Here is a 21,232-nt window from a genome sequence, read left to right on the forward strand (position 1 = left end):
CGGCGACATCACTTTGGGAAACGAAACGTGTTGCGATGCTGTGATAGCGTTGCTTAATCTATGGCAGATAACAGCTTACATACTTCTATGTGCCATTCGTTGGTCCATCCGCTGCAGATTGGACTTGTCTCTAATTGAAGGCGGTTGAGCACACCGCTGCAGCTTAGCCACCCAACGATTGTGGCGTCGGTGAGGACAACGTTGCAAGCCTCCGCAAGCAAACGGTCCTACTGTAGCCGCTTCTGGAACATCATTTGCGGATTCCCCAACCGTGAATCAGAGATTGCCGAATCTCCGAAGTTGAGACCTTCGAGGCGGCGGCTAGGCGTGCGGAAACGCACGTGAGGAGGCAACCAACGCTTGGCGAAACTAGTAGGTCAGCCCCTGGAAGACGACCCGAGGGTATTGCTCGGAGATATACGAGGGGCTTGATTGCGCGACCGACGGAAGACCATGGACAAATACTTGTGCTTCGCGTCTACGTTGTCCGCCCATTCCGTCCTACTGCCCTCGGACTAAGGGAAGACACCAAATGCTTGCCACCGCGCTGTCCGTTATCGCGCTCCTTGGAGCGACGACCTTTGTGTACCGAACCGTCCGCAGCGTGCGAGGTGCACCACAACACCTGCGATCGATGGCCCTAGGCTTTCTATCGATATCGCTCGCCTTGTTCGCGCTCGGCTGCAGCACGTTGATGTTTGTTTCGCCGAGGACGTGTGGGTCGTTGATGCTGCTTACAAGCATCACCGGGGTATGGCTCGCCGCGATGGGCTTTCGCCAGTGTGGGCAGTTACAGATGACTTGGCCAAGTGTTGTTGGCCTCCTAGCCAACACGTGTACTCTAATATTCGGTTTGACGCTCCTTCCAGTTGGTGTGCGACATCCGATCGATCGTTGGGAACACACATCGAGAACGCTGCTTGAGACGGTCAATTGCTCCGCATTCGTTGCAATTCTCCTCGTCTTAGCCGTTCGCGCAGGGCTGTGGTTCTACGATCGAGAACGCCGGAAACACGGCGTTCAATACAGCCTCGCCGCTCTCCTGCTGACCCTGGTCGTCGCGACGGTATGGTTGTGGCTAAGCCTATCCCTGGCGGTTCCCACTTTAATCCGGGAGGGGCGCATAATCCGCCCCGATACTGTTCGGCTCAGAGAAATCATCTTCTTTGGCGCCTTTGGCGCTGCCTACTTCTGGACTACGCCTCTGGTGCTGTACGGGTTGGCCAACGGCCTGCATCTGATAGTCAGCACGCGGCGATATTCCTGGCCGCTATCGGCCGCCCTGGCGGGAGTGCTCTTGAGCATTGCTCCCCTATTCGTCGCCTGGCAACGGCGACCGCCAACCGACGCGAACCTCTTTGTAAAGCGATCTGAGAAGATCGCCGATCGCGCCATCACTGGCCTGACGCTGTCCGATGGCGATTGGTTTGGCAGTTCCGTTGCGTTGCTCGGAGATTTGGACGCCGACGGTATCAAAGACTTGGCTGTGGGGGCTCCTGGGACTGACGCGACCCACCTCCAGTATAACGTCGGAGCCGTACACATAATGCATATGAACGCAGATGGCTCAGCGAGGACGACACGGAAGATAACCAGTGGCATGAACGGCGGACCTAAGCTGGAGAAGGCCAGTTCGTTCGGGGGTGCCCTCGCGCCGGTGGGGGACTTGAATGGGGACGGTATCGCGGACCTCGCAGTCGGCGCCAGCGGCGACAACACTGGCGGTTTTCAACGCGGGGCGGTGTACGTCTTGTTCATGAGCGCGGACGGAACGGCGAAGCGATGCAAGAAGATTGCTAGCTCCCTTGGGGGAGGCCCCGCTCTTGCAAATTACGACGGCTTTGGTCGCGAGATCGCGTCGCTTGGAGATTTAGATGGCGATGGAGTCACCGACCTGGTGGTCAGCGCCGGAGACCGCGACGGTGGCCCCCATAAGCAAGCCGTTTATGTCTTATTGATGAACGCGGATGGAACGGCGGCACAATGCCAGAAGCTGGCAAGCGGTGTTGGCGGCGTACCCGAATTACCTCTTGCCGATTACTTTGGCGATGCTCTTGCTCCGATGGGCGACCTTGACGGAGATGGTCTGACGGACTTGGCGATCAGTGCCGCCGATCAAGACTCAGGTGCATGGAATCGAGCGATCTACCTGCTATTCATGAACGCCGACGGAACAGTGAAGCGACACCGCAAGATTATCGACGGAGCCACTGGCGGGCCCGATGTGGGGGCGCGCGATTGGTACGGCGATTCGCTTGCCTTGGTTGGTGACCTCGATAACAACGGCATATCGGATCTAGCCGTCGGCGCCCCAGGCGCAAATGCGGGAGGCTACCAACGCGGAACGGTGCACCTGCTGCTGTTGAACGCGGACGCGACGACTAAACGGACCGAGGTGATCTTCGGAGGCGCCGGCGGCCCAGAGCTCTCAGACGAGGACGCATTTGGTCGTTCGATGGCGTCGCTGGGAGATTTCGATGGCGACGGAGTTATGGATTTGTTGGTCGGCGCCCCGCGAGACAGCACCGAGGGAAAAAACCGTGGGGCGATCCATCTGGTGCTCTTACAGTGTCAAGACGGCGCCAAGGTGTCGGGTTTCGTGGAAGATTGGCGGTCACGCGGGCGGCACCAGCGCGTTGATTCTGTGGCACTGCGGACTTCTGAGTAGTGCCTTGAAAGGATCACTTCGTACCTCGGAAATCCCATGGCGATCGCCATCCGTCTTAAGGGGTTAGCATGTAGTGAAGTTCAGCCAGCATCAGCAACAGGCAAATACCGCCAGGGCAGGAGTGTACTTTCCCCATGCCGAACAATCCCCCCAAAAGTAACGCCAGATGGATACAGCAATCGATATCGGAACTAGCGAACATGCCACGAACAAAGGAATCTCACAGAAAACTCCACCAAGAAACTGGACCCATTCACCCGCATCGACAAAGTCGAGCGTCAACCCAAAGCGCCATAGCACGAGATTGCCGAGACTAATCCAGAACAAGGTTCGTGAACCACCAAATCGAAAGCGTGATTCTGGAATCGCTCGACGCTGACTGGATCCTGGTAGCACCCGGAGCCAATCGAGCGATCCGAATCGGCTCAGCAGCACCAACAACAGCGCAAGAAGCAGAGCTAGCAGGACGTCAGCCACACCAAACGACAACGTCATGATAAACCTCTCTGATTCGGACGGCGCGGTGCCCATAACAACGAGGCATCACGCAGCCCACGCGCCTTGACGACTGGGCTATTCCCTATGTAGGTGTTAGAACGAATTAACAGTCTTTCCTTGAGCCCTCCGCTGACCGACACCGAACACCAGACCGTGGTTCTGGTAGCTTGGGTGTCAGGCATGCTGTGAGCCATTAATCGGAAGTCTCGTGACTATACGGCGGTGGCCCTCAAGATCAAGCACCGTAAACGATCTGAAGAGGTCGACAGTTGCTAGATTCAGCCAGAGCCAACTACTATTGATCGTTGCGCCGCTACTGTTGTTGATTTGGGAGGTCAGTTTCACGAATGGCATCTACGAGGAGGTCATTTGTATAATTCGCTGCTAGACGAAAAGGACGTTCGCTAAGTTCCAAGTCGCACGCCGCGCTATCTCTTTTTCCTGTGGAGGAACCGCCGGAAGGCTGCTATTGCCATCATCATCAGCAGCAGGAACACACCCAGACCGCACAACACCAGAGCCGGTGCGAAATCCGCCCAACTTCAGCCTATCAGGTGAGGCACTCCGATAGAGAGGACAGCTGCTGATGCCGGTAGCCCAAGGACGATAAGCTCTACACAAACCAATTTCGAAACACGAATCTCCAAGATTGCCATAGTCAACCTCCTAGCACACGTTTGTGCTGTTTCGCCCTTCCACACAGGTCGCAAATGCCCTGGATGCTCTTGGGCACACTCCTGGATTCAATAACAGTCTCGAGACCACAAAATTTGTACCAGAGGTGCCCGTCACGCCTTGTCATCTAAGCTGTCTCGTCAATCCTTCATACTCGTGAAACTTCGACGCGTCGAACGGAAGCCCCCGGAAAGTGCGTCGAACGATGAAGCCGAAGGTCTTAGCGAGATGGCGAAATCGCCATTTTGATGGCAATCGAGGGCGTTTTACTGCTTCCGTTTCGTACGTCGGGCAGATTCACCGCTGTGCGAAAAAGCATTAAGTCGAGTGCTATCCATGGCTTGTAATGCTGCACATGGCTGAGTGGTATTGTTGCATTTTCATTTATTTGGAATGTCGTTTGCGATTAAATTGTTGAAATGACTACGCAACTGCCGCAGTGCCACTAGCGGGTTACGCTTTGGTGTGTAGGTGTGCGGATATGCACAGTTGGTCTGAAGAGATGCTCGAGACGGGGGATTCCCATGCCCCATCGCAGAGAAGCAACCAGTCGGAAACTTAAGGCTGCACGATGTAGCCCGCTACATTACGTGGTAGCCGCAATCGTAGGTTCCGTTGTCTGGGTCGTACTCGGAATGGCCTTTGGGGAACGACTATTTGCCTATGTATTTTCATGGGATGACCGCACGCCCTCTGACGTCCTAGCAGATACTGCCTGGGCAATTCTGCATCTTCCGGCAATTATTTTTGAACGCCCCGATGCTGAGCCGTTAGACACCACTGGATTCGTCGTAATGTATGCTCTGAATGGGACGGTCTGGGGACTATCGATAGTTCTCGCGATTAAGAAAATTCTCCTACTGAGGCGAAGATTACGAATCCAGTTTCGCCGTGACCGACGCCAAAGAAAAAAAGGACCGATATCGGTCTGACTTTCTAGCCTAACTCCTGCGATCCTTGTTTCACCCGTACCAATCTAAACACCACAATCCAGAGTCCCAGCAAGACACGGCAGCGAGAAGGGGATTTACGTATGCTGATGTTCACGCTTAACTGACGAATGGCTGCCCGTATTCATGGTTGGGTAACAAGAGAACAATGACGAAGCTCTTTGCTATTCCAAAGATGGCTCTCTTCGCAGGTGGGCTAGGGGGAGTATCTTCATTCATCTTTCTCAGAAGCGTTGATCCTGACACAGTAGCAATAGAAGTCATCATCAGGTTTATGGGACTTGCTCTCTTCCCCGTAGCTGTTATCACCAATCTATTGCCATCAAACAAACCGTGGACTAACGGCTTGACCATGGCATGCGGCACATTTCTTGGAGCTTGCATCGCTGCTCTCTTGCCTCCCACATCAAATATATGGCCAATCGCCGCTGCCATCTGGGCGATAATCTGGGCACCTTCAATTCTAATGGGTGCCCTCATAGGAATTCTTATTGGTCGTACAGTGAGAAACATTGCGCAGAAATGACCTCACCCAGTTAGCCCGTATTCCCCAGATGACTTCCAGCGTTTTGGCATGCGATTTGCGCCAAGCCCTTCAAAACAAGGGTCTTTTGCCAAATCATGCCCAGCTGAGAGGGGGAACCGGATGGGTGACTGCCAAAACGAGGATTTGCGGGTCGGTTTTGACAGCCGCTTGAAACTCAAGTTCCTGGGCAGTCAGATCACGACCGACGCCGGACTGCTGGCCTACCGGGAACTCGAGAAGACGCTCGAGCAGACGGAAATGGTCACCGGACGGGCAATGAACAGCCTCAAAAAAATCCACTCGGGGCGCGCCGCAGGGGACGCAGCGTGTTAAAATGGGCGACATTCCGAGCTAGGAGCGGTTCCACGCTCAATCCATAGCGGAAATGTCGGTTCAAGCATGCCACCTTATTGCGGAGCAACATGGGTTCCGGGTTTCACCCCGGACGCTTTCGCTGTTGCTGTACGAACAAGCCGTTGACGTTCCCCTTGTTCTCGGGCGCCGCGATGTTCCCGTCGAAGCTATCCCCCGGATACTGTCGGCGTTACGGCACAAGGGGAAACTGACACTAATTCCAAGGGCAACCAACTATTGAACTACTGACCCGGTCCGAAGTCGCCAAAGCGCTGAAAATTTCGGCGCGGACTGTTTTTACTCAAACGCAAGGCGGCGAATTGCCGGCCGTGAGACTTGGCTCCAAGTCGATTCGCTATCGTCCGCAAGACATCGAAAACTACCTAGCGGCGAGCCTAGTAGGCAAAGCGCCAAACGAAATGCAATTCTCGAATAACTAATCAAATATGATCGAGTGCATATAACCAGAGGATATTTCGATGGGGAAAGACTTAATTGTTTTGTTGACGGTTTTGTTTTTAATGGTGCTCTGTGGGTTCGTCACTATGCTTTTCACGGGATTTGTCCTGATGGAATTGGGGTCGAGGTTTCGTGGCAGCTACGACTACTACAGCATCAACTATCCAGCGTTGTTTTGGGGACCCTCGTTCTTGGGCTTCTTAGCTCCAGCTGTCCTCGCTTGGTATATGTATAGGCGAGAATGAGCGAATGCATGGAATGTGCTGGGCAAACCTGCTATTAGAATAAGTGGGATTTCAAGCCTGGAGCGGTTTCCAGTACATCCAAATGGGAAATCCCGGATTAGGGCTTACATCGGACAGGCAAGCCCCTAGCTGCACGCCTTATGTCATGCTCTGGCAGCTACAAAACCGTCAGTCGCAGTGGAAGTCGCTGTCTCGCGAGAGGGACGCCCAGCTGTGCGGGTTAGTGGAATTCGTTATGCGGAGGCGAAACAGACCTTCGGTCGAAACGAATGTACGCCAAGCTCAGCGTGTGCAAAGCGCTGGAGGATAACGTAAGGAGGAAGTGGATTGCCAATATCCACTGGCGAGAAGTCTTACTTCGTAGGCCCGTCGCTATGTCTACCAGTCTACCAACTTCAGATAAATCGGATGTGCCCGATTCATTTGACCTTGCTCCAACTTGGAAAGAAGCGAGGAATTTCGCAGTTCGGTAATGCTTCTCGGAGTTCCTCGACGCCTTTCTCGGTGACTTGGGTCTGATTGAGGTCCAGCCATCGAAGGTCAGTTAAGCCTGCCAGGTGCACCAATCCAGCGTCGGTAATCTGAGTGTTTTGGAAAGACAGTCTTTTCAATTCTGTAAGCTGTTCGATATGCACAAGTGCAGCGTCGGTGATTTGAGTGCCGCCCAGTGTTAGTACTGCAAGGCTTGTGAATCCTGTCAGATGCTCTAATCCTGCGTCAGTGACTTCAGTTTCACTTAAGCTAAGCAACTGCAGCTCGACAAATCCCCGGAGATGCACCAAACCGGCGTCGGTGATCTGCGTGCCGGTTAAATCCAGATGTTGGAGCTTTCTTAAACCTTGAATGCGTGCCAAACCAGCGTCGGTGATCTGAGTGCCAAATAGGTCCAGGTGTTGAAGCTCTGTAAAGCTTTCCAGGTGAGCCAAACCGACGTCGGAAACTTGGGTGTTGCTAAGCGTTAGCGACTTGAGATGAGCCAGGGAGTCCAGTTGTTGGAGTCCGGCATCGGTGATTTCCGTGTCTGCCAACACTAGTTCTCTAAGGCTTGTCAAGCTTGATAGGTGCACCAATTCGGCGTTGGCAATCCGAGTGTCATAGAAGTTAACAGTAAGCCCCTTTTCCCCATAGTATACCTTCCCCCCCAGCTTCTGAATGTTGGCGATCGCTTGTTGTTGCTCCGCATTCAGTTCAGCTGCCTGAGTACGGAACCGAAGTATAGAAATCATCAGCACCACAACGACGCAGACAATAACTTCGCTAGCAAACAGCAGCGACAACGCCCTAGCTACTCTCCAGGCATTAGAGTTGCCCCGCTTTTCAAGATACCAGATAACAGCAATCACTCCGAGTATTCCGAAGATTGCGGCGATGTACCTGCCCCAAACTTCAACTGCGAACCATCGATAATCGTCGACAAACTGAAAACGCTTTGCCCAGCCGATAGAATAGATCACGGCCATCATGACAATAGCGGCGTTACATATTATCAGAGGCAGTGTCCCGAATATTTTCCACGCATTAGTGTATCCTCGCTTTTCCAAGTACCACACGAGGAACCCAGGAGTCAAAAAGCCCAGGACTGCAGGTCCCCAGACCAACACAGGATAGTTGATGCTGTAGTAGTCGTAGTTGTCATGATGTTGCGAACCCAGTTTCATCAGAATGAGGGCCGTGCCAAATAAAGTCCCGGCTCCGCAAACTACCATCGAAGTCAAGGTTGCTACGATTTTCCACATCGGACTCCCTCCCTTGATCGAGACGTTCGTCCCCATAGGAGTACTAGCAAAAAAGCCGCATTCTCCGACACCTTTTTTGACTGTTTTGGCGGCGATTGATTTGTGCCTCTTCTTGTCTTCTTGTGTCACTCTGCCCCTTCATGCCTGCAATTCCGCACGCGCAGCCACCAATGCAGGCCCGCTGACCGGCTAATTCGGCACCTATGGGGTCCGAAACGAAAGAGGGGCAATTCTTGTTCCAGAAGCCCGCTTCCGAGCCGACTTCGGCCCCCTGGTAAGCCTCGCTTGAACGCGCAGCGGTGCACCAGAACGAAGCGTATTGGGCGGCGTGGTTCCTGCGGTCGGTTGCATCGGTCTCAGCGGCTAGAGGTTTCAGCGAACTTGCAACGGTGTCCTCGCCGCCAGGACACCTCAGAGACATAGTATCGAGCGTAAGCCGCGCCGGATGGTCCGACGTGACCGGAATCCAATCTGAGTGAGGTGATGTACACCGCCTGCAGTTGGCTGGAATGCTGCGACGCGTCGGCTGGTCCACCCTCAGTCAGTTTCCGCCCTGCCGGATTACAGTCGGTGTGTCTCACCTCAGCGTGCGGGATACTGGCGGTTGTTTGCAAATTGCGATTCGACATGTGGGCGCAACGCTAACTTGCGCCATCCACGGCAGAGCAGATCGACCCGGGCTCTCCCGAGAGCTTTCCCCGACAAGAAAGCTCCGAAAAACGGTCGTCATTTGCCGTTATTCACCGTTGCCTCCATAGCGACGGCCTATTCGAGCAAAGATCTGGAGTACCGCCAGGAACAACCCGACTGGGACTCCCACATATATTCCGCCGATGCCTAAGCTGAAGCCGAAGAGCAGACCTGCGTCCGGCCCACCTTCACGGCAGAAAGCAATCGAATAAATGAACGATCCCCATGTGGGACCGAGACAGAACGCGACCAGGGCACCCGCTGGCTCATACATCCGATGCCAAGCCCAGGCCGTAAGAGCCACGGCAATTGCGCCGAACGCTACGATAACCGCGATTACTTCCGCCATACCTGCACCTCGGTAATGCTTCAACGGATACCAATATAGCTCTGCTTATTCGGAATAAACATGGTTTATGGCTCTGTCTTTCAGTGTGTTCACCCATCGTTGCCAGTCAATGGCAAAGCAGCTGTTGCGGAAGCTCTAGCGGGTTCGGCTGGGACCGAGATTCTTGATGATCACAAGGTCTGGCTACAGTCCCAGATCGAAAAGTCGCTCGAGCAATGCGAGGAACAGGCAACTGACCACAAGTAATAATACGTGCAAGTACGGCAGGCAGGTGAGGAGCAGCAGCTGCTTCCGATTTGCCTTGGTGTGGCGAAGATAGCGAAACCAAGCCGCCACAAGCACAACGGCCCGCCGAAGATCGTCGCGGCCGAATTTATATTGATAAAGCCAAGCCAAAACGAGTATTGCCAGCCCTCGCGTGCTGCGCCTTCAGGGAAGGCATTGATTAGACCGGCATTGGCGGAAACGACGACGATCCACGCGCACAGCCACCCAACCGCGGCAAGCAACTGAAGAAAACCTGCTAGCCAAGGAACCCAGTCGTCCACAGCACGAAACTGTCGTCTACCTGCAGTCGGAGACGGGGGCATTTGTTCTTACCGCCAAATATGATGCGAGCGATAATCTCTGTGACGGCGATCAAGTGCAGTGATGGCGGCTATGCCTACTGCCGATCAAGTTGATCGCTCCAGTTTTCCACGCGAATCGTCACTACGTGATCCGATGACACGTCGAACTCACGGTTGGAGATCTCCTCTTTGTTGGCTCCTTTCTCCACCGTATTCCAGCTACCGCGGGTAACCTTGTACGCGACGTGGCTACCCTGATTTAGACGGACCTGCGCCTCAAACTCGCCCGACCGTCGACGCTCCAGTCGCAACCCTTGCGGATTCCAGTTCTTCAAGGCCGAATCGTTTCCGGAGATGTACACCGACGCATCGGCCGGCGTCGATTCAGGAACTTGCACTCGGAACGTCACTAAGCACGTGCCAGGGCGAACTCCACTACGCAGTGCGAGGCTATGATCGCCGGCGGCGGCGATGGCCAAAAAACTTCCCGTCGGGACCAATATCTGGCCAGAGTTGTTCAAGCCCCAACCCGCCAGGGTCCCGTCCCTTCGGAGGCCCAGGTTATGATGACTGCCCGCGGCGATGGCAGTGAATTCTCCCGCGGGAACCCTGCTTTGTTCCGTCGTGTTCCTGCCCCATTCAGCCAACGTGCCGTCGCTGCGGAGACCTAGGCTGTGGTAGCCGCCAGCGGCGATGGCCACAAATTCTCCCGCAGGGACGTTGGTCTGCCCGTAGTCATTGTGGCCCCAACCGGCCAACATACCGTCGCTCTTGATCCCTAGGCTGTGTTCTTGCCCCGCCGCGATCGCCGTGAACTGGCCCGGGGGAACTGTGGCTTGGCCGCGATCGTTGTGGCCCCAACCGACCAGCGTGCCATCAGTTCGCAGGCCCAGGCAGTGTGCTCCTCCCGCCGCAATCGCCTTGAACTTACCTACCGGGCCCGCGGACAGACCGTACTCGTTGCCCCATCCGATCAGCGTGCCATCGTTTCGGAGGCCCAGGCTGATATCCCAGCCCGCTGCAACGGCCGTGAACTGACCTTTGGGCACGGCGATCTGGCCGAAAATGTTGTGGCCCCATCCGACCAGCGTGCCGTCGCTGCGGACGCCAAGGCTGTGATAACCGCCTGCGGCGATAGCCACGAAGTTTCCAGCCGGGACCAATATCTGACCGGAATTGTTCGAGCCCCAACTAACCAGCGTACCATCGCTTTTGAGGGCCAGACCGTGATAAGCACCCGCGGCGATAGCTGTAAACTGGCCGGCGGGTACGGCACACTGGCCTTGGGCGTTCATACCCCAACCGACCAGCGTGGCGTCCCTACGGAGGCCAAGGCTGTAAAGCTCTCCGGCGGCGATGGCCACATATTCTCCCGTAGGAACGTTGGCTTGCTTCGATGCGTTCCAGCCCCACCCTGCGAGCGTGCCGTCAGTCCGCAGGCCCAGGCTATGATAGCCGCCGGCCGCGATGGCTACGAACTTTCCCGATGGGACCGTCGCCTGACCGTAATTGTTGCGGCCCCAGCCAGCCAACGTGCCATCACTCTTAATCGCCAAGCTGTGATACAGTCCCGCCGCGACGGCTTTGAACTGCCCTGAGGGAACGTTCGTCTGGCCATAGTCGTTAGCGCCCCAGCCAGCTAAAGTGCCGTCGCCCCTAATGCCCAGGTTATGATCGCGACCCGTTGCAATGGCCGAAAACCTGCCCGCAGGGGCCGTCGTATGGTCAGAGATATTTCGGCCCCAGACGACAAGTGAGCCGTCGGTCCGGAGCCCTACACTGTGTTCAGCCCCCACCGCAATAGCTGTGAACTGACCAGTGGGAACCCCGATCAAGTTGCGGCCCCAGCTAGCCAACGTGCCATCACTGTTAATCGCTAAGCTGTGATACACTCCGGCCGCGATGGAAGTGAACTGGGCTGCGGGGACGGCGCCCTCGCCAAAGTTATTGGAACCCCAGGCCACAACCTCGTTGCCAGAGTCGACCAGCGCGCTCCCGTTGGACGACGCATCTCTTGTACATGCCAGCAGCACCGTCGCCACTACCAGCGCCCCTAGAATTGGTCGCGGCATTGCTCTACTCCCGTCCGCATTGTGAAACGGACCATAGCGTCGCTTTTTCCTGGGATCTACCAAGGATCGGTGTCTGCTACACCCGCGCAGCTACAAGCTGCGTCGTCGCAGTGCACCTTCCGAACGTGTTTTGTCCCTCTCGTCGATTTAGGGATCGTAATTGCTGTCGGTAGTGAAGCCCGTCCTAGACTGATCCAACTCGGGCGCCGAGCCCAGCGCTATCGCCAGCGTAGGGCGAAGCTGCGCGTACCATGATCCGTCGCGCAAATTCCACACCGCCCACAACGTGCGTCATTGCACAGCAGCTCCACTATTTCACACGCTGCGAACAGCTTTCGACCGGTTATGTATTGCTTTAGGACGTAGCGAGCAATTCGCGTACCGCCAGATCACCAATCATCTCGAAATGGCGCCACGACGACCCCAGATGCGGAGTTCGACGTATCTTGAGTTCTTGGCACGAATCGTGCTTGGTCAAGCTCCTCTGGCGTAGATCTGTCATGTTCAAGGCTGTGTACAATCCGGTGAATTTGGCGTTATCCCTTTAGGTCTTATTGTGGGCAAGCACGCGCTATCTCCTGTCGGATCAGGTGCTGTCTCGAAAAGGTTGGGATGGGGCATTCTGATACTCACGGTCGCAGGAGCGACATATGTGCGAACGGTGCATCACATCCCTCCTGAAGGGGTGCTTGCTCTTGCAGTCGCTGGGGCGGGCTTAGCATCCATTTTTTGGATTTTTGCGATGTGGCGTGACAATCGTTTGAAGAGGACGCTTCCTGTCCCATCCACACTCACCTTTGTGTCGTTGTGCCTGGGCGTCTTGGTATTTCTCGGTGCCGCACTTTGGTGCGTCGGCGGAGCCGGCATTTACGGATCGCCGTTGGCTGGCATAAGTGGCAAGGAACTGGTTAAAGTCTGGGCGTTCCTTCTCGTAGGTCCGTTATCGATTCTGCCCGCAGCAATCCTGGCGTCTTATCGGCCGCGTTGGGGTGGCCTATGGTCGATTGTCGGTGGATTGCTCTCCGGTTATCTGATTTGGTTTGTTATCCCAGACCCGAATCAGAGAGGCGGACTGCACTTCGAGGCGATTGTGCCTTTGGTGCTCGTGTCAGCGCCGATGCTCGGCGTTGGTATCTGGCAAATGCTGACTGCCGAGACATGAAATGCCGGTCCACGCACTACACTGGTTAGCCTCATGATGGCTTGCGATTTGCCACTTGGCATGTGGATCGCTAGGAGATTCACAAAACTCTTCGTTTGACAACGCATCTTGAGGGGCCAAGATTGCTTATCATCTCATTCTGAGAAAACGTATGGCTTCTCGGAACGCTTTGGCCATCCCATCAAACGGATGAGTAGTTGAGAATAGTCGGTCGTTTCAGAATGGGTCCATTTCTGACGTGTCTCACGGTTTAGCAGGCGCGATGAGTTATTGACAGCGCTTTCCCCCCAGTTGCTGCGTTGAGGCATTCCTCCAACGGCTTCGGCGTGTGCCTCCATCGGTCACAGTTTGAATGATTCTTAAGCTCCCGTTGCCCACCGAGTGAGATCTACGTGCCATTCGATGCATCGACCTCACTCAGGAAGGGATAGGCCTTCGTCACAGCGGTAAAGTCCACCGATCGCCGTCAATTCGATGGCGCTTGGTCGACACTTGGGGGCCGGCGAATCGCAGTGTTCGTGACCAAGGTCGAACCGACATTTCGCATCTAGCACTGGCGACGTGGACGCCCTTCCCTAATCGCCAAACCGCCGATGCTGGCACTAGTCTGAGAGAGTCCGTCTCGCGGCTCACACCGCTTGAGATGCTCCGCTTACAGAGGCGAGGGCAAGGCGGATGACATCAACACATGCATTTTCCAGGGGACGACGCGGCATGGAGAAGCGGACAGCGCCGTCTCCATAAGTGGATGCCACGACACAATGCCTTTCCAAGTAGTCTCGTAAGTCTTCTCCTTGTCGAATGACCGATATTGGCGGCCGCAACATGAGAATCCCTGAACCCAACGTGGACGATCGGCGGACTGGTCGCCACCCAATTCCTTCAGCCACTGCACAGATGCTCTCCGCATTTTTCAACTGAATAGACATTATCTTACTGCGAAGGCGAGATGGGTAGGCATCCAGCGCGGCCCCGTGGGCTGACAGCAAGGCAGAGAGATTCACGGTTTCCGTGATCCCGTCCAATTCGGAGTTCTCAAGTTGGGCGGTAAACTTCAAGAGCGGATCATCGATCAAGCCAACCTTTGCCAGTTCCTGCACCGTCGTTTCGATCATCTCCTTCGACCGATGTAGCCCATAGATGGCGACACCGAGTGGATACCCAAGCGTTGATGACTCGTTGGTCAACACCCATCGCAGCGCAATTCGAGCAGAACGAATGACGAAATACATGCCAGCCGCGAATTGTAGACCACTTCGTCTCTGCCAAAGCCTGCTTGAAATAGTATTGAGCCTCGTCGTGCGTCAGTGGTCGATTGCTAGTTCGCTGCTTTTTACTTCGCGATCTGCCTGGGCCCAGCACAAACGTGGGACCATTACCTGGGTGGGTTGAAAGCCACTGTTCGAGCACTTCGTGAAGCAGAGACGAAATTGGCACGCTCCGAGTTGTCAGTCGGCCCCTTACTCTCTTCTTTTCCCGAATAGTCAGCGACCGGCCGATAAGGTCGACGTCAGCTATTTCTGAGCGAAGCATCTCACTACGACGGCACCCTGTATGAGCCGCGAAGACGAACATCGGATAGATGCACGGCGGCAAAGCCTTGGGCTCGACGTCGGCCAGTAGCTCGCTAAGCTCTGAAGTGGTCAGGAACAGGCACTCCCACAGATAGGACTGTTGTTCTTTGCTAAGCTGATGCATTTCAATCTTGCGGATGATCTCCGTCCAAGTTTGAAAGTTCGGTTTATCAGCCATCTTGGGATAGCGGAGGCCACGTGACGGGAATGCACGTGTAAGATACCCAGCATTTTTCACCCAGTTCCATAAAGACCGTAGAGTGGTGAGCTCTTTTTTTATGGTTGCGGGACTCAGCTTTCGACCGCGTTGTCCGGAATCTTGGGAGCGACAATCGACATACTTCTGAAGATCACCAAGGGTGAGCGAAGGAATTAAGAGCGACCTGCCGAGACCCCGATAGAGATGGTCAAGGTGAATTCGCATTCCTTTGAGAGTGCTGACTTCTAGTGAGCCCTCTGGAATACTGTCCATGAATGCTTCGGCAAACTGCCTTAGCGTTCGGAGGCTATGGTTCGCTCTTCGCTTGCCATCGAGCTTGCCATCTGACAAGAGGAATTCAACGACATCGGCATCGTCGGGAAGTTCGATCCGACCCTTTTCGAGTAGGCGGATGTTTTCTTCCAATTGGTGTAACCGCGCTTCAGCGGTACGGACGTCCTTAGTCCGCAAAGATTTTTTGAGCTTCCGTCCACCAAAACGAAATGAGACATGGTATTGGCCGTTAGGGCGCTGCTCGAGCCAGGGCATGGATAGTGTTCCTCGCATGGTTGGATACTAGGTGTCCAACTGATGCGAGAGAATCGACGCAGGTCCAATGCGTTCTCAACGACCAACGTAGGGGCAACGCGAATGCAACGCTGCCCCCAATCTGCCCCCAAAACTAGAATTCAGCTCAAGAATTACAGCTACGCACTTCCAGAAATAATCAATACAAGTCGTTGCTATATACTCAGTAGCCGAGGCGGGGGTCGAACCCGCACGGGAGTTACCTCCCACTGGATTTTAAGTCCAGAGCGTCTGCCATTCCGCCACTCGGCCTAAGGATTACGATGTTTGGCGTGCGGCTTGCGGAATAACTTCGCGGTTCGCACTTCTCCCCTTTCGCAATCAGCTTCTTAAGATTACTGTTTTTGTCAGTGTTCGCCAACTCGGCGACAAGATTCTCTCGCAAGCGATTTCGTTGTGATTGGTGCTCGAAACATGGATTTTCCCGGTTGGGACGGCTTTCTCGGCACGCGGGCTTCGTTCATGATCGACGCGGTCTGCGTCGGCATGGTCGTGGTCATGCTGCTGCTGTCCTGGAGCATCCGCCAAGTCCGCGTGCATCGCAATTTCGAGCTCCACAAACGGATTCAACTGAGCCTCGCTGGTTTGCTGGCCGTCGTGCTCACCGCATTCGAGCTGGATATCCGCTTCAACGGTTGGCAAGACCGTGCCGCGGGTCAAATCGGTGGTGAACCCGCGCAGGTCGTGTTCAACGCCTTATGGATTCATCTCTTTTTTGCCCTCACGACGGTCGCGCTGTGGATCGCGGTGCTTGTTTTAGCGTTACGACGTTTTCCGAGTCCTCCTCTTCCCAACGAACACAGCCCTTTGCATCGCCGGCTCGGTTGGCTGGCCGCGATCGACATGCTGCTCACCACGATCACAGGCTGGGTGTTCTATGTGCTGGCGTTTGTGAATTCCTAAGAGCCGCGTTTCAACGAATCGCCGGGACCCTGCGAACAAGTCTGTTCGCGGCTATCGCTCGCTCTCAAACCGAGGGCCGCGCGTGGCTGCCCATTTCGTGGGCACCGATTTCGATCCGATTGATCGCGTTCACAAATGCCCGGGTGCTCGCCTCGACGGTATCGGTTGAAGCACCACGGCCACGATACATTCGGCCATTATGCTCGACTTCGACCAACGATTCGCCTTGCGCATCCTTGCCACGGCTGGCACTTTGCACGCGGTAATCTTTCAGGACCACGGTCTTGCCAGTCACGTGTTCCACGGCATTAAAAAGTGCATCAAGCGGCCCATCGGCCACCACTTCGGGCGACGCATGTTGTTCGCCTCCGCGGCTGAGCACGACTTTCGCCCTCTGAGTTGTACCACTTGCGGCATGCACTTCGTACGAATCCAATTGCCACTGATCGCCGATTTCGGTGTTTTGCTGTTCGATCAACGCCGCGATATCACCGTCATAAATTTCCTTCTTCTTGTCGGCGAGCTTTTTGAAATCGGTAAATAACTCGTCGATCTGAGCGTCGTTGAGGTGATAGCCCATCGCTCGTGCCCGATCGGCAAGTGCCGCTCGGCCACTGTGTTTGCCGAGCACAAGGTCGGTCTTGCTAAAGCCGACGTCCTCCGGCCGCATGATTTCGTAAGTTGTAGGCTCTTTCAACATGCCGTCTTGGTGGATGCCGGCCTCATGGGCAAAGGCGTTGCGCCCCACGATGGCCTTATTGCGTTGCACCACCATGCCGGTGATGTTGGAAACCAACCTGCTTGTTGGCACCAACCGCGGCGTGTTGATGCCCGTGGCAAGCTTGTAGTAATCGCTGCGTGTCCGCAAAGCCATCACCACTTCTTCCAACGAACAGTTACCCGCCCGCTCGCCCAGGCCGTTGATCGTGCATTCAATCTGCCCCGCCCCATGCTCGACCGCCGCGAGACTGTTCGCCACGGCCAAGCCCAAATCGTTGTGGCAATGCACGCTGATCACCGCCTTGTCGATGTTGGGGACGCGATTCATCAAGGTTTTGATCACATTGGCGAAATGCGTCGGCGTGGCGTAGCCGACCGTGTCGGGGATGTTGACCGTTGTTGCCCCCGCGGCGATGGCGGCTTCGACCACCTGGCAAAGGAAATCAGGTTCCGTGCGCGCTGCGTCTTCCGGGGAGAACTCAATATCCTCGCAGCAGTTTTTGGCTCGTTTCACGCCCTCGACGGCCCGGCGAATGATCTCGTCCTTATCCATCCGCAATTTGAACTCGCGGTGAATCGCACTCGTGGCGAGGAACACATGAATTCGGGGCTTCTCGGCGTGCTGCAAGGCCTCCCACGCCCGATCGATGTCGCGTTCGTGACAACGGGCCAAACCACAGATCGTCGCGCCTCGGACCGTTTTGGAGATCTGAGTGACCGCCTCGAAGTCCCCGACCGAAGTGATCGGAAACCCAGCTTCAATCACATCGACCCCCAGATCCACCAGCGCCTGGGCAACCTCAAGCTTTTCGCTGAGGTTCATGCTGCAGCCGGGAGACTGCTCGCCATCGCGCAAGGTGGTATCAAAAATCGTGATTTTTCGGTGGTCTGTGGACATGATCTGAAGGTCCGTGGTTGGTTGCTCGTCCTAGCGAGCAGGAAGTAATGAAACAAAAAAAACAACAATAAAAAAACCCTGAAGCCGCGAAGGCTTCAGGGTCGTTACGCTTTTTCGATTATCTCTTTGCGAACCCTAAGCCTTGCTCCTGAAGAGCGATAGTAGCAGCAGGGATAACAAAGAGGAAATGATCATAAACCTATTTCTCGGTTGGAGAACTGGAAAACATTTGCCATATTTCCCAAACCTTATTCCGCTTAACTCTACCTGACTTTGTTTAGCCAGTCAAGGTTCGCCAAGGACCGCGGTTTAAGGGCTAAAAACCGGGACAATCAGCACTTATGGACGAAATTGGCCACCAACTCGATCTCAGTTCTGAGGATCCTTCGACCAGCAGCCCCAAGGATAGAGCCAAGTCCTTTATCGGTGTGCATTTCACCTGTTGCGACGTTTACTCGCGCGTTTATCCCAATCGCGATCACACAGCCTATGTCGGTCACTGCCCCCGTTGTGCCAAACGGGTGAACTTCCAAATCGGCCCCGGCGGCACCGATGCCCGGTTTTTCTCGGCGGGGTAGGCAGCTAGCGTCGCGCGGGCCCTCGTCTTGCCACTGTTTCGCCGTTTTCCTATTATCCCGCCCGAATTCCTCCCGCCGGAAGTGCGCGCCCATGATGATGGATATTGAGATCAAAGGTTGCAGCCGCAGTTGCGCGACCACCGCGCGCACTTTCAACCCGGGCGAAGTTTATTTCTCCGTGTTGGAAGAAGCGGCCAACGATTTCATCCGCCGCGACTATGCGGTCGAAGCCTGGCAGGGGCCGCCCGAAATCTGTGTCGCTTGGTGGCGGTCGCGCATCCCGACCAAAGATGACCAACAGCCTCGTCTGGCTCCGACCGATGTGATGCTCAACTTGTTCGAGGCGTTAGAAGATCGCCCCCAAGAAGCTGAGTTCCGCTATCTGCTGGGGTTGCTGCTGTTGCGCCGTAAGATCGTCCGCCACGATGACAGTCACAAAGACGATCAAGGCCGCGAAGTGATTACCGTGCATTGCCAAAAGCGACAGAAGGACTACGAGTTGCTCGTCGCCCACCCAGCCGCCGACTTGGCCGCCAAGCTGCAGCAGCAAATGTTCGATTTGCTCTACGGCAATGGCGATGCCCCGCCCACCCAAGCCGAAGTTACCAGCGAGGGTGCCGAATGATACTAAGCTCACTCGCACAATTCGCTCCGCGTCGACGATCACTCTGGGCCGTCGCGCTCTTGCTCGTGGTTTTCTGCTGTTCGGGAGCCACTTGCAATCGTTCGTTCCGGAGTCCGTTTGCGCCTGCCGGCCCGCCCGCGCCCGAAGTCCTCATGCAGGGGGCTTCGCTCGATCAAATCATGGCGGCGGTCAATCAAAACGCCGCGAAAGTCCAAAGCTATCAAACCAATAACGCCACGATCACGATCCCCGGCGATGCGATGACACCGGCCCTGCGTGGCAACATCGCAGCGATGCCGCCGAACAAATTCCGGCTGACGGCCTCTACCGCCATCACGGGCCCTGAAGTCGATTTGGGCAGCAACGACGAGCTCTTTTGGTTCTGGGTCAAACGGAACGACCCGCCGCACGTTTACTTTTCCCGCCATGACCAGTTCGTCGGCAGCGCCGCGCAGCAGCTACTCCCGGTCGAGCCCCGTTGGCTGCTCGATGCCCTGGGATTCATGCAGTTTTCACCCACCGATTTGCACGAAGGCCCCGTGCCGCGTGCGAGTGGCACGGTCGAAATTCGTTCTGTGATTCAATCGCGGATCGGCACACTCACCCGCAATGCGGTGGTCGATGCCCGACGGGCATGGGTGCTCGAGCAGCACATCTACGATGCCCGCGGAACACTGCTAGCCAGTGCGGTGTCGCGGTCGCATCAGTATTACCCCACGCTCGGCGTTTCGATGCCGCAGGAAATTGAGCTGAATCTGCCGCTCGCGCACATGGCACTGGCTATCGACGTCGGCACGGTGCAGCTCAATCAGCTCGCCGACAATCCGGCCCTCTGGCAATTGCCGGTGCTGAGCGGCTATCAGCAAATCAATCTCGGCACGGCCGCACCCAACACGATCTCCGCCATGGGAGCACCCGGCAGCAACGACTGGAACACGGGAGCCGCCCCCGGTTGGCTCGGCATCGAACCGCCCGCCGGATCGATGGCCGGTTACGACAATCGCCCTGTCGCATCCTACTTGATGCCGCCAGTGACGCAAACTTCGGCCACGACTCCGTTCGTCGCTCCCAATGCTGCGCCTCAACCAGTTTCACCGCAGTCGCAATCCTTGCCCTTTGGCGGCTTACCAGTTGAACTGAAACAGTAGCCGCGATTCAACGAATCGCCGGTCTGGCTACTCGCTCCAAATCCCCAGTTTCTTGCGCCGAGCCTTGTTCTGCGCAACGCGCAAACGATCTTTCATCTTCTGGCTGTAGTCATAACCAAGCTTAGCACGCGCGAGCCCCGCGGCGATCAATTCTTCGTTGAGCAAACGGCCCTCGTGCCAAACAAACGCCAAGTGCCGTCCATATTGATCGACCCCTTCGCCATCGACGGTTATCGAGATTCGCTCGTTGGCGTCATCGATAAATCGCTCGGTGTAAGCCGTCGCCTCCGGCCCCCATTTTTGAACGGCCGTATGCTCCTTCACTGTTTCAGGCGTGTCGACACCTTGCAGCCGCACTCGCAGACGATCCTTTCTCAGTAGCAAAGTATCGCCATCCACAACGCGCAGTACTTCGTACTCGCCGTTATTAAGTGCGCCGGGAGAACGCGTGGCCGGCTCGTTCTGGGGAAGATACGGCTCGGCCCACCAGCTCAACAGCATCAGGGCCAGCACGATCACGATGGTGATAATCTGAGTGCGCGGATCACGGCGAATACGAGCGGCCATAACGCCAATCAAGTCGTAGCCGCGGGCGGCAGCCGACGGTAAGAATTCAGTTCGGGCTGAAATTGAGATGCTGTGCGACGGCACGGCCGAGCGGATTCTTCACGAACCGTTGTCGGCATTCGCTGCACAAATCAAAACGGATGTGATGATAAACTTCGTCGCTGATCTGGCAATCGTCCTCGTCTTCGAGCGATTCCAGGATGTCTTGGATTTCTTGCAGATGATCGCGGTCGTCGTTGATGTCTTCTTCCACGGGATCGAGTGCCGCATAAACCTCCATACGAACGACATAGCGCATGTCGTTTTGGGGATCGAGGGGGCGTTTACAACAGTCGCACGTGTAGTGGATCATCTGCTTGGTTCCTCTCAGCATGAATCGTCCGCAACAAAAATCACCGCAAGTCATCCCTGCTCTCTTTCCATCCTAACGACAAGTTCTGGCGGCAAGCAAGGCAAAAGTTTTGTCGTTTTTCATGCGA

Annotated in this window: 16 protein-coding genes, 1 tRNA gene and 1 pseudogene; 8 read left to right on the forward strand and 10 right to left on the reverse strand. The window is 55.6% G+C overall.

Features of this window, described 5'->3' with window-relative positions; translation table 11 throughout:
• The first annotated feature begins 532 nt into the window (after window positions 1-532).
• A complete protein-coding gene (locus SH678x_RS15035; RefSeq protein ID WP_496919275.1) occupies window positions 533-2,668 on the forward strand; it encodes an FG-GAP-like repeat-containing protein in 2,136 nt (711 codons plus the stop codon).
• 90 nt (window positions 2,669-2,758) lie between these two features.
• On the opposite strand, the gene SH678x_RS15040 is transcribed toward SH678x_RS15035, so the two are convergent.
• Window positions 2,759-3,163 carry a hypothetical protein gene (locus SH678x_RS15040; RefSeq protein ID WP_496919276.1) on the reverse strand — a complete coding sequence of 135 codons (405 nt, stop codon included), beginning with the start codon at window positions 3,161-3,163 and terminating at the stop codon, window positions 2,759-2,761.
• A gap of 1,727 nt (window positions 3,164-4,890) precedes the next feature.
• Window positions 4,891-5,271 (reverse strand): hypothetical protein, encoded by a 381-nt coding sequence (locus SH678x_RS15045; protein WP_496919277.1) that lies wholly within the window; start codon window positions 5,269-5,271, stop codon window positions 4,891-4,893.
• Window positions 5,272-5,437: 166 nt separating this feature from the next.
• On the opposite strand from SH678x_RS15045, the pseudogene SH678x_RS15050 reads away from it, so the two are divergent.
• Together SH678x_RS15050 and SH678x_RS15055 are read left to right on the forward strand one after the other, a co-directional pair.
• A pseudogene (locus SH678x_RS15050) lies at window positions 5,438-5,578 on the forward strand (IS1380 family transposase); the annotation flags it as partial.
• 338 nt (window positions 5,579-5,916) lie between these two features.
• Window positions 5,917-6,111 carry a helix-turn-helix transcriptional regulator gene (locus tag SH678x_RS15055; RefSeq protein ID WP_496923074.1) on the forward strand — a complete coding sequence of 65 codons (195 nt, stop codon included), beginning with the start codon at window positions 5,917-5,919 and terminating at the stop codon, window positions 6,109-6,111.
• 683 nt (window positions 6,112-6,794) lie between these two features.
• On the opposite strand, the gene SH678x_RS15060 is transcribed toward SH678x_RS15055, so the two are convergent.
• From SH678x_RS15060 to SH678x_RS15070, 3 genes are all read right to left on the reverse strand, one after another.
• Window positions 6,795-8,240, reverse strand: a complete 1,446-nt coding sequence (locus SH678x_RS15060; RefSeq protein WP_496919278.1) for a leucine-rich repeat domain-containing protein — start codon at window positions 8,238-8,240, stop codon at window positions 6,795-6,797.
• A gap of 607 nt (window positions 8,241-8,847) precedes the next feature.
• Window positions 8,848-9,150, reverse strand: coding sequence for a hypothetical protein (locus SH678x_RS15065; protein ID WP_496919279.1), 303 nt, complete (start codon window positions 9,148-9,150; stop codon window positions 8,848-8,850).
• A gap of 664 nt (window positions 9,151-9,814) precedes the next feature.
• Complete coding sequence (locus SH678x_RS15070; RefSeq protein ID WP_496919280.1) at window positions 9,815-11,791, reverse strand: carbohydrate-binding module family 20 domain-containing protein; 1,977 nt, start codon at window positions 11,789-11,791, stop codon at window positions 9,815-9,817.
• Window positions 11,792-12,443: 652 nt separating this feature from the next.
• Here SH678x_RS15070 and SH678x_RS15075 point away from each other — a divergent pair.
• On the forward strand, window positions 12,444-12,953 hold the full coding sequence (locus SH678x_RS15075; RefSeq protein ID WP_496919281.1) for a hypothetical protein: 510 nt from the start codon (window positions 12,444-12,446) through the stop codon (window positions 12,951-12,953).
• Window positions 12,954-14,018: 1,065 nt separating this feature from the next.
• On the opposite strand, the gene SH678x_RS15080 is transcribed toward SH678x_RS15075, so the two are convergent.
• The gene (locus tag SH678x_RS15080; RefSeq protein ID WP_496919282.1) at window positions 14,019-15,275 is read right to left on the reverse strand and encodes a tyrosine-type recombinase/integrase; all 1,257 of its coding nucleotides are present in this window, start codon (window positions 15,273-15,275) and stop codon (window positions 14,019-14,021) included.
• A 206-nt stretch (window positions 15,276-15,481) separates the two neighbouring features.
• Window positions 15,482-15,566: transfer RNA gene (locus tag SH678x_RS15085), tRNA-Leu, on the reverse strand.
• A 144-nt stretch (window positions 15,567-15,710) separates the two neighbouring features.
• On the opposite strand from SH678x_RS15085, the gene SH678x_RS15090 reads away from it, so the two are divergent.
• Entirely contained in the window at window positions 15,711-16,217 is a 507-nt protein-coding gene (locus SH678x_RS15090) for a DUF420 domain-containing protein (protein WP_496919283.1), read from the forward strand.
• A gap of 64 nt (window positions 16,218-16,281) precedes the next feature.
• Here SH678x_RS15090 and SH678x_RS15095 read toward each other — a convergent pair whose 3' ends face one another.
• Window positions 16,282-17,835, reverse strand: coding sequence for a 2-isopropylmalate synthase (locus SH678x_RS15095; RefSeq protein ID WP_496919284.1), 1,554 nt, complete (start codon window positions 17,833-17,835; stop codon window positions 16,282-16,284).
• A 341-nt stretch (window positions 17,836-18,176) separates the two neighbouring features.
• Here SH678x_RS15095 and SH678x_RS15100 point away from each other — a divergent pair, with 341 nt between their 5' ends.
• From SH678x_RS15100 to SH678x_RS15110, 3 genes are all read left to right on the forward strand, one after another.
• Window positions 18,177-18,413 (forward strand): hypothetical protein, encoded by a 237-nt coding sequence (locus tag SH678x_RS15100; protein ID WP_496919285.1) that lies wholly within the window; start codon window positions 18,177-18,179, stop codon window positions 18,411-18,413.
• A gap of 91 nt (window positions 18,414-18,504) precedes the next feature.
• Window positions 18,505-19,038, forward strand: coding sequence for a hypothetical protein (locus SH678x_RS15105; protein ID WP_496919286.1), 534 nt, complete (start codon window positions 18,505-18,507; stop codon window positions 19,036-19,038).
• Window positions 19,035-20,186 (forward strand): hypothetical protein, encoded by a 1,152-nt coding sequence (locus SH678x_RS15110; protein ID WP_496919287.1) that lies wholly within the window; start codon window positions 19,035-19,037, stop codon window positions 20,184-20,186. The genes SH678x_RS15105 and SH678x_RS15110 overlap by 4 nt, the downstream gene beginning before the upstream one ends.
• Window positions 20,187-20,213: 27 nt before the next feature.
• Here the strand turns inward: SH678x_RS15110 and SH678x_RS15115 are convergent, their stop codons facing one another.
• Together SH678x_RS15115 and SH678x_RS15120 are read right to left on the reverse strand one after the other, a co-directional pair.
• Complete coding sequence (locus tag SH678x_RS15115; protein ID WP_496919288.1) at window positions 20,214-20,753, reverse strand: thermonuclease family protein; 540 nt, start codon at window positions 20,751-20,753, stop codon at window positions 20,214-20,216.
• Window positions 20,754-20,799: 46 nt separating this feature from the next.
• Window positions 20,800-21,105 carry a hypothetical protein gene (locus SH678x_RS15120; protein ID WP_496919289.1) on the reverse strand — a complete coding sequence of 102 codons (306 nt, stop codon included), beginning with the start codon at window positions 21,103-21,105 and terminating at the stop codon, window positions 20,800-20,802.
• Between the last annotated feature and the right edge of the window lie 127 nt (window positions 21,106-21,232).

The organism is Bythopirellula superficialaquae (assembly GCF_059632245.1).

What these genes read in the sequence shown, in the direction of transcription:
- SH678x_RS15095 (WP_496919284.1), bottom strand. Translation starts at nt 17,835, where the DNA reads ATGTCCACAGACCACCGAAAAATCACGATTTTTGATACCACCTTGCGC.
- SH678x_RS15105 (WP_496919286.1), top strand. Translation starts at nt 18,505, where the DNA reads ATGATGATGGATATTGAGATCAAAGGTTGCAGCCGCAGTTGCGCGACC.
- SH678x_RS15035 (WP_496919275.1), top strand. Translation starts at nt 533, where the DNA reads ATGCTTGCCACCGCGCTGTCCGTTATCGCGCTCCTTGGAGCGACGACC.
- SH678x_RS15040 (WP_496919276.1), bottom strand. Translation starts at nt 3,163, where the DNA reads ATGACGTTGTCGTTTGGTGTGGCTGACGTCCTGCTAGCTCTGCTTCTT.
- SH678x_RS15065 (WP_496919279.1), bottom strand. Translation starts at nt 9,150, where the DNA reads ATGGCGGAAGTAATCGCGGTTATCGTAGCGTTCGGCGCAATTGCCGTG.
- SH678x_RS15115 (WP_496919288.1), bottom strand. Translation starts at nt 20,753, where the DNA reads ATGGCCGCTCGTATTCGCCGTGATCCGCGCACTCAGATTATCACCATC.
- SH678x_RS15045 (WP_496919277.1), bottom strand. Translation starts at nt 5,271, where the DNA reads ATGAGGGCACCCATTAGAATTGAAGGTGCCCAGATTATCGCCCAGATG.
- SH678x_RS15080 (WP_496919282.1), bottom strand. Translation starts at nt 15,275, where the DNA reads ATGCCCTGGCTCGAGCAGCGCCCTAACGGCCAATACCATGTCTCATTT.
- SH678x_RS15120 (WP_496919289.1), bottom strand. Translation starts at nt 21,105, where the DNA reads ATGATCCACTACACGTGCGACTGTTGTAAACGCCCCCTCGATCCCCAA.
- SH678x_RS15100 (WP_496919285.1), top strand. Translation starts at nt 18,177, where the DNA reads ATGGACGAAATTGGCCACCAACTCGATCTCAGTTCTGAGGATCCTTCG.
- SH678x_RS15110 (WP_496919287.1), top strand. Translation starts at nt 19,035, where the DNA reads ATGATACTAAGCTCACTCGCACAATTCGCTCCGCGTCGACGATCACTC.
- SH678x_RS15070 (WP_496919280.1), bottom strand. Translation starts at nt 11,791, where the DNA reads ATGCCGCGACCAATTCTAGGGGCGCTGGTAGTGGCGACGGTGCTGCTG.